Here is a 3,984-nt window from a genome sequence, read left to right as displayed (position 1 = left end):
GATAGGGACTATAAAGAGCATGCCCGTTTTGCTGGAAGAGCAGCGGCTGCAGACCCAGCTCGATACCAACCGCCAGCGCCGCCGCAGTGATGCCCAGATAAGCACCGATGGCCGCGGCCCAGATGCGCCGCGTCGAGAGCACCGCTGAGCTTCCCGCCAACAGCCGATAGCTATAATAACCGACAAACGGTAAAATTACCCCCATATTTAGGCAATTGATAAAAATAGCAAGAATGCCCCCATCCCCAAAAAAGAGCGCTTGAATAATCAGGGCCACACTCACACAGAGAGTAGCCGCCCAGGGACCTAGCACAATAGCGATCAAGGTTCCACCGACCCCGTGGGCCGTTGTGCCGCCGGGCACCGGCACATTGAACATCATGATCGTGAAGGAGAGAGCCGAAAAGATGGCCATCAGCGGCACGGTACGCCGATTGAGCACATCACGCACCTTACGGGTGGCCACCGCCCAGGCAGGGATCGTCACCACACCAGAGCCGAGGGAGAAGACAGGCGAGAGATAGCCGTCGGGTATGTGCATGGCAGGAACCTCCGTAGCCCGCTCGGAAAACAGACTACTACCCAAGTGAGAGGGAGACTGCGGACGCCAGATGCTGCAGACACAAACATGCCTGGCCGGCTCGGCTCCTTGCCAGATCAGCCCCCACCTTTGCCTGCACCGGCCATAGCTGCTTGTCAAATGCAATTGCAAATCTTTCTCAATAACTACTGGTAAGTATAGGGAACTGGCAGGTTGCCTGTCAAGGGCGGCAGCGGCGCGCCAGCGCGCCCGCCCTACCTTGATTCAGGCAAAAGCTATCTCAGCAGCCGTGACCGTCGAGAGGGAAGAGTAGAGAGAGAAAGAGAGCGAGGGCGAGGACAACGGAGCAAGCGCTCCACAGCCTCGCCCTTCTGCCAGGGTGGGTGCTCGTGCTCGTTCGTATCCAGCAGGGGCGCTCAGATGATGTCTGCTTACCTTACAGATCTCTGGCCACCGCGAGTTCGCCCGCACAGGCCGGCTACGGCTCACTGTGGCGCTGGTAAGGGACCGGTCGAGCCACACTGGCCGCTCCCACTGCCAGCAGGGACCGCCAGCGGGCCAGTCTCGATAAAGCAGAGGAAGCTATACTCTTTGCTGGCATTAGCCAGACCATTGTATTGTCCATTCAGCAAGCCATAGCTATCCTCTCCATTGAGCGCCCAGTAGGTCCAGTTCAGATTACTCACGGCCACCCCCGAGCCGCCGGAGCCATAGCTGCTCTTAATAAAGTTCACTAGATCTGTGAACCACTGGCCCTGCGAGCCGGCACCGCTGGAGACCAGATCGCTGGCACTGTTGCCAGTGCCAAACTCACCGATCCAGACCGGAGCCGAGCTGTAGGGCTGGGCCCCCGTATTGCTCCAGGGATAGCTGCTATGGCCAGGCCAGCTCGGATTGACTCCGTTCGGCGTGGCAATATAGGCCCAATTGCTCGTCCAGACATCCACCAGGCTCGAACTGGAGCAGCCGCTCTTGTAGCACGTGCTGCTATTGAACCAGCTCTGAGGATAGAGCGTCGGACCATAGTCGTGGGCCGAATAGACCACCTGATTGCTCACCGCCGGCCCCAGGCTGCTGGCACTGCCGCCAGCGTTGAGCACGATTGGTGCGCCTGGATTGTTGCTATTGCCATTGACCCCCTGCAGGTTGCCACCCCACCAGGTGCTGGAGTAGGGACCATTAGCCTGCGTGCCCGAAGAGGTTGGATAGGCTGAAACCCCCTCTACGAAGATCAAAGGATAGCTCCAGCCGTGGGCCTTGGCATCAGCGAGCAAGGTATCAGCGGCACGCTCTGCCGCCAGGCGCCAATCATGGCAGGTCGAGGTCGCCACGCACGCTGGCGCAAATGGATTCGGATTCGGGTTGCTCGCTGGATCAATACCATCGCCCGACCCCCACTGAGCGCCGCTGGCATACTGATTGGGATAGGTCCCCTCCACATGCGGCTCATTGCGCAGGTCATAGCCCAGGACGATCGGCCAGCCATCGGAGGCCAGATAGTTCACCGTGACCGTATCCGTCGCCCCCATCGTCTGAGGAATACCATGCACCCAGCGCTGGACACTCACCCAGTCGTTGATCCAGCTACTCTCGGGATAGGCCGACGTGTACCAGAGCCCGCTCTGCTCTGCAGACTCGCCTGCCTCCGAGCGATGATTGTCCAGAATCACATGCAGACCAATGGAGCCGGCGTAATTAATGATCTTGGCCAGGATATCGCGCGCATGTAGTCCAACGCATGAGGGACATCCCACATCATTCTGCGGCACCGGGTCGGACTCCCACATCTGGTTTGAGAAGGGAATGCGCAGGGTATTGTAGCCATAGCTCTTGACCAGATTGAGAATCGTCGAGATATCGTACGACCACAGGCCATGTGCCACATAATCAGGGGTCTCGAAACCATACCAGTTGATGCCACTGATCACGAATTGACTGCCATTGGGCGCCAGAATCTTCGTTCCGCTGGTCGTCCATCCTCCGCTGGTGCTGCCACTCCCCCCACCGGCGCCCGCTGTGGGAGTTAGGGCCGGCGTGGGAGAAGGCGTCGGCGTCGGTGTTGGGCTAGCCCCACCAGGCTCTGTGCCCCAAACCAGTTGCCCGTTAAGGTAGAGCGTTACTTGATTCCAGGGCGCATAGCTGGTCTGGGTTGCACTCCATGAATAGTCATTGGCCTGGTTATAGTTACTCCAGTCGCTCTTATTGAAGCGTACTTGGATTTCGCCACTATTGCCGCCAGGCAGGATCGTGCCGGCTGCGCTGCTAAAGCTGATCTGGAGATAGGTGTCAGCGGTGGTCGTCGGGGCACTCATTGCTACAAAGGTACCCGAGAGATTGCTGCAGCCGACAGCGGCATAGTCGCACCAAAACTGCTGGGCCTGACTGCCGTCCTTCGTATACCAATAGCGGATCGTCAGGCTGCTGAGAGCCACGCTAGAGCTGGTATTGTTGATAATTTCAAAGTGAGGACGAGGCGTATTCGTGGTGGCGCTGGTATTGGCATCAGCATACTCCAGCACCAGCCCAGCGGGAGCAGACTGCGCATGGCTAATGCGCGCCGTGCCGAGTACTACTCCTAGCGAGGTGAGAAGCAGCACCCCAAGCAGGAGCGCCCCGAGCCACCAGCGTCCATGCAGAGGTCGCATACGCGTAGGCGAGAAGAAGGATGGCTTCATGCCTACTGCCTCCTTGGTGCATCGAGAGCCTCTACACTCCTCTGTTGCGAAGGCAAAGGAGAGGCAAGGTGAGGTGAGGCCGGCTGCGCGAACGGAACGGACCGCCGCAGTGATGTGAGACCTCCAGTGGAGGAAAGAGACCTACTCAGACGAGCCGTCTCTTTCCCCCAGCTATCTCCTTACCACAGCGCTGCCATGCGGTCCCCCAGCCTCACCCCAGGAAAGAAGCTAACCGATCAAGCGATCAATCTATGGACATACCAGCAGGCGCGTCCCTGCGATGTTGGCCATCCCTGACCTGCTGCTGGTATCAAGGCTGCCAGGTCAGACGACGCTGCAGCTAACGCCATTGAGAGTGAAACTGGTCGGCGCGGGATTGCTACCGTTCCAGGTGGCCAGGAAACCAGGTGGCGAGCTGAGCGAGGCACCCGCCGGAATCTGGGCGTTGTAGGAGGCATTGGTAACGGTCACCTGGGCCCCCTGTTGCGTGTAGCTGCCATTCCACAACTGGGTAATCTGCTGACCAGCCGTAAAGCTGAAACGCAGAGTCCAACCGTTGATAGGACTGCTGCCGGTGTTAGTGATGCTGATACTGGCCTGGAAACCACCCGGCCATTGGCTAACAACGCTATAGTGAACTTGACAGGCCGCGCCCGCGCTCGGTGTGGGAGACGGCGTCGGCGATGGAGTGGCCGTCGGCGTCACGGTCGGTCGTGGTGTCGGTGTTGGCGTCGGCGTCGGCGCTGTGGTCGGCGTGGGGGACGGCGT

At 59.3% G+C, this 3,984-nt stretch carries 3 protein-coding genes; all 3 read right to left on the bottom strand.

What is annotated here, in order from left to right:
* On the bottom strand, positions 1 to 541 hold a 541-nt coding region (cbiM, locus tag IRZ24_RS17665; protein ID WP_297167157.1), incomplete at its 3' end, for a cobalt transporter CbiM.
* Positions 542 to 1,026: 485 nt separating this feature from the next.
* Positions 1,027 to 3,216, bottom strand: coding sequence for a cellulose binding domain-containing protein (locus IRZ24_RS17660; RefSeq protein ID WP_297167155.1), 2,190 nt, complete (start codon positions 3,214 to 3,216; stop codon positions 1,027 to 1,029).
* A gap of 324 nt (positions 3,217 to 3,540) precedes the next feature.
* A partial coding sequence (locus tag IRZ24_RS17655; RefSeq protein ID WP_297167150.1) for a cellulose-binding domain-containing protein occupies positions 3,541 to 3,984 on the bottom strand: 444 nt, incomplete at its 5' end.

Origin of the sequence: Thermogemmatispora sp., assembly GCF_019683755.1 — a bacterium.
Classification (GTDB): Bacteria; Chloroflexota; Ktedonobacteria; order Ktedonobacterales; family Ktedonobacteraceae; genus Thermogemmatispora.
Note: the sequence above shows the minus strand (reverse complement) of the source record. Positions and strands in the feature narration are given on the sequence as shown.